The 4,524-nt window shown below is 73.2% G+C and carries 4 protein-coding genes; 3 read left to right on the plus strand and 1 reads right to left on the minus strand.

Going from position 1 to position 4,524, the window contains the following annotated elements; all coding sequences use genetic code 11:
• Positions 1-105 precede the first annotated feature (105 nt).
• Entirely contained in the window at positions 106-1,041 is a 936-nt protein-coding gene (hemC, locus tag ACWCSD_RS48405; RefSeq protein WP_449925877.1) for a hydroxymethylbilane synthase, read from the minus strand.
• A gap of 132 nt (positions 1,042-1,173) precedes the next feature.
• Between hemC and ACWCSD_RS48410 the strand changes: the two genes are divergently transcribed.
• From ACWCSD_RS48410 to ACWCSD_RS48420, 3 genes are all read left to right on the plus strand, one after another.
• Positions 1,174-2,406: a hypothetical protein gene (locus tag ACWCSD_RS48410; RefSeq protein ID WP_449925880.1), complete on the plus strand. Its 1,233-nt coding sequence runs from the start codon at positions 1,174-1,176 to the stop codon at positions 2,404-2,406.
• A gap of 121 nt (positions 2,407-2,527) precedes the next feature.
• Positions 2,528-2,971, plus strand: coding sequence for a hypothetical protein (locus ACWCSD_RS48415; protein WP_358295504.1), 444 nt, complete (start codon positions 2,528-2,530; stop codon positions 2,969-2,971).
• Positions 2,968-4,524: M48 family metalloprotease (locus ACWCSD_RS48420; protein ID WP_449925883.1), on the plus strand; the 1,557-nt coding region annotated here is incomplete at its 3' end. The genes ACWCSD_RS48415 and ACWCSD_RS48420, both read left to right, overlap by 4 nt.

Below are 4,524 nucleotides of genomic sequence, written 5' to 3' on the forward strand. Positions count from 1 at the left end.
GCACTTCGACGCCACCCCCGCCACGCTGGAGTGGCTGCTGCACGGCGACGAACCCCTCCGCGACCAGGACGAGGTGGCGGCCGCCACGACATAGGCGGCCCGCCGTCAGTGGGGGATGGCGTCGATCAGCTCCCGGGCGCCCTGGCGGTGCAGCGCGACCGCGACGGAGGTGCCGAGCGTCGCCGGGTCGAGCGGACCGGCCCACTCGTGCGCGTCGAGCACGCGCTTGCCGTCGGGGGAGAAGACCCGGGCGCGCAACGACAGCCGGCCGTCACGCTCGGCGCGGGCGTACCCGGCGATGGGCGAGTTGCAGTGGCCCTGGAGCACGTGCAGCAGCATGCGCTCGGCCGTGATCTCCCGCCACGTGTCGGCATGTCCCAGCCCGGCGACCGCGTCGACGGTCGCCGGGTCGTCCTCCCGGCACTGCAGGGCCAGCACGCCCGCGCCGATCGGCGGGCACATCGTCTCCAGCGACAGCGCCTCGGTGATGCGTTCCGGCCGGCCGATGCGCTCCAGCCCGGCCACCGCCAGCAGCAGCGCGTCGGCCTCCCCCGCGTCGAGCTTCTCCAGGCGCCGGTTGGCGTTGCCGCGCATCGGCACGCAGCGCAGCCGCGGGTGGGACGCGGCGAGCTGGGCCACGCGCCGCACCGACGACGTGCCGATCCGGGTGCCCTCGGGCAGCGCGTCCAGCTTCAGGCCGCCGGGGTGCACGAGCGCGTCGCGCAGGTCGTCACGCTTGAGGAAGGCCGCGAACACCGTGCCGGCCGGCAGCGGGCGGTCGGCGGGCACGTCCTTCATGCAGTGGACCGCCAGGTCGGCCTGGCCGGCCAGGAGCGCCTCGTCGACCTCTTTGGTGAAGGCGCCCTTGCCGCCCAGCGCCGACAGCGCCCCCTGCCACCGGTCGCCGGACGTGGTGACCGGGACGACCTCGGTGCGGATGCCGGGATGCCGGTCGGCCAGCTCCCGCCGGACGCGCTCGACCTGGGCCAGCGCCATGGGAGACGAACGCGTCACGATGCGGATCAGCTCGGGGACGGCCATCCCCCGATCGTAGGGCGTCACCTCCGTGCCGCGCGGGCTGATCCCGGAGCTCGCCATGGATGGCCCGTCGCGGGGATGGCGGCTTAGGGTACGGATCACCAATTGTCACGGGGGAAGAGGACGGGGACGTACATGATGGCCAATGATCCGGGGCGGCCCACGCTGATGACGCGGATGGTCGCGGCGTACAAGGGCGAGGTGCGCGCGGACGAGCTGGAGGCGTACCGGCGGGCCGGGGGCCTGGTCTACACCGAGCTGGAGCGTGCCGAGGAGCTGCGGTTACGCCTGGTCCAGGACGGCGTCAACCTCTGGCACGGCCCGCAGTCCGCCTCCGGGCAGCTGCTGTGCACCTGGAACGCGTTCGTGCTGCAGACCATCGGCGAGCAGCTGCTCGACTCCGACTACAGCGCCGACCCGCGCACCGCGGGCTACGTGCCGCCGGTCACCAGCCGGCAGGTGGCCGCCTGCTTCGCGCAGGTGGAAGGCTGGGTGTCGCGCGCCCGGCAGGCGGCCGGCAACACCCGCTATCTGGTCGAGACAGAGCTCCAGCTGCCCGCCGACCTGCCCGAATGGGCCGAGGCGGACCCGTGCCCGCTGCCCCATCTGCACGGCATGCTGGCCGCCACCCGCGCGATCCGCCGGCACGCGGAGGTGGCCTTCGGCGTGTTCGAGCAGACCGTCGCCGACGACCACGACCACCAGGCCGACCTGCAGCGGCTGCGCCAGCTCGTGGCCGAGGCCGCCACCGCCGCCGACTACGCCGAGGGGCTGCTCAAGGCCGATCCGCAGCCGAGCCTGCACGAGGCGATCGAGCAACGGCTGCAGCGGTCCCTGGAGCTCTACTACCACGTGGGCCAGCTCATCGCCATGCCCAGGCACATCGCCACCTACCAGAGCACGGCCACCAGGCCCGCGGCGACGTACCGGTCCCTTGAGGCGAACCTGCGCGACCTCGACCCCTGGTGCCTGACCGACCCGCAGCGGCGGGACTACTGGCAGGCCGACCCCAAGGCCCGGCAGGCCGTCAAGGAGATGTGGGAGTACGACCCCGACCCGGCCGCCACGCTGCACATCCAGGCGCAGATCGACGCCGCCTTCCGGGACGGCGCCATCGCCTACGCCGTCGACGCGGCGGGCAAGCCGCTCGGCAGCTACTACTGCTGCCCGTTCCCCGCCATCTACTCGGTGCGCAGGCCGGTGGTCATCGCGGGCAGGCTGCTGCGGCCCATGCAGCGCTTCACCTTCGAGGCGTCCGCCGAGGAGATGGAGAGCGGCGGCCCGTTCCGGCGCGAGATCATCGTGGCCGACTTCAAGCCGACGAACGAGATCGACTACTGCGACCCCGACGGGCTCCACGGCGACTAGTCATCGGACGGGCCACGGAGGACATGCGGCGGAAGCCGGGCCGGGCCGTCGGTATCCGAGGACATCCGGCCTCGCAGCTGCCTATATTTCAGGCAACGGAATTCTCCTGTTGGAGGGCTAGGTGTCCGATGTGTTCGCCAAGGATCTCAGCCGCCGGGTCGTGACCAGGATCGCTCCCGCCGAACTGCCGCTGTTCGACCAGACCTGGGACGCGCTCGGCGGCAGGACCAGGCCGAGGTCGCATCGGGATCCGCTCGGTTTCGGGTTGCCGGGGGTGGACGAGCTGCTGGTGACGGCGATCGTCTCCGGCGTCGTGACCACGGTGCTCGCGGACGTGGGCAAGGACGTCGGCTCGTGGACCGGCCGGCTGATCGGCCGGTTGCGCCGCCGTCCGCGGGAGCTGCCCGAGGCGCAGCCGGCGGGCCCGGCGCCGTTGCCGCCGGCCCGGCTGACGGAGATCCGCAAGGTCGCCTACCACAAGGCGCGCCGGATGGGCATGTCGCAGGCGCAGGCCGACGCGCTGGCCGACGCGGTGGTGAGCGAGCTGGCCCGCAACCCGTCATGAGAGGCCGTCTCCCGTCGGCCACCACGTCCGCGTTCGTCCTGCTGATCAGCCTGGCGTTCGCGACGACCGCGATCTACCGGCCGGGGATCTTCGACCTGCTGTCGGTGCAGGGGGCGGAGGTCCCGGCGAAGGTCAGGGAGGCGTGCCAGCTCGCGGCGCTGAAGGGCCTGGACGATCCCGCGTGCGACGTGATGAGCCGCGGGGCTCACCAGGATCTCCGGCTCGGCGTGTTGCTCTGTTTCGCGACGCTCGTCCTGCTCACCGCGCTGCAGTACTGGTTCGGCCCGGCCTGGCGGATCCGCCGCCGGCGGCTGCGTCCGGTCGGCGGCGAGGTCGGCGAGGAGTTGCGGCGGATGGCGGCGGAGGTGCTCGGCGGCCGCCGGGTCGTCTTCCTGCTCGACGTGCTCGATCCCGCGGTGGCCGGGCTGGCCTTCGGGCGGGCCGGGAGCCGGTACGTGGTGATCAGCCGGGGCACCTGGATGTCGTTCGAGCGCGACCGGCCGCTGTTCCGGGCGGTGGTGCTGCACGAGCTGGCGCACGTGCGCAACAGGGACCTGACCATCACGGCGGTCACGCTGGCGATGTGGCGGTCCTACGCCGGGGTGATCCTCGTGCCGGGCCTGCTCGCCGCCGTGAACGGGGTGGTGTCGGGGCAGGCGCCGTTCCTGCGGTCGGAGCTGATGCCGTTCGGGGCGCGCGCGGCGCTGTCGTGGTTGTTCGCCGCCCAGATCGCCGGGCTGGCGGTGTTGTCGTGGCTGACCCGCTCGGTGGTGCTGCAGTCGCGTGAGCTGATGGCCGACGCCCGCGTGTTGTCGTGGGAGCGGGACGCGACGCCGCTGCGCCGCGTGTTCGAGCAGGCGCCGGCGCCGCGCCGGTGGCCGGTGTCGCTGCGGGTGCGCACCCATCCGCATCTCGCCGTCCGGCGGGCCGCGCTGGAGGACGAGGAGCCGCTGGTGCGCCAGGGTTTCGTCTTCCCGCTGGCGCTGGGCGGCTGTTTCTCCCTGACCATGGATCCGGCCACGTCGCTGACCGCGCAGGGACGCACCAACACGCTGCCGTGGCCGGCGGAGGTGTTCGCCCTGCTGCTGGCCGTCGCGCTGGGGTTGCGGGCGTTGCGGGCCGTGGGGGCGCGCGGCGACGCCGTGCACGTGCCGCTGGGCCTGGCCGTGGGGCTGGCGGGCGGCTGGGTGCTGGCCCCGAGCAGGATGACCGACCATGCGCTGGCGCCGTTCCCCGTGTCGGTGCAGCTCGCCGGGCTGGTGGTGCTGGCGGTGGCGGGCCTGCTGCTGGGGGTGTGGGTGCGGTGGGTGGCGCGGGTGTGGGCGCCGCGGGTGCACGGGCCGCGGTCGGCGCTCGGGCCGCTGCTGCTGATCGCGGTGGTCGTGACGCTGGGCTCGCGGGGGTTCTACGACGTCCAGGCCGACATCATCATCGCCCACGTCCAGAAATATCCCGCTGTTTCCGACCCGCTGGCGCAGGTCCTGATCACTGCGCAGATCATGCTGGACTCCCGCCTGTCGGCGGGCCTCCTCCTGCTGCTCGCGGTCGTCCTC

It is taken from the genome of Nonomuraea sp. NPDC001684 (assembly GCF_053596515.1).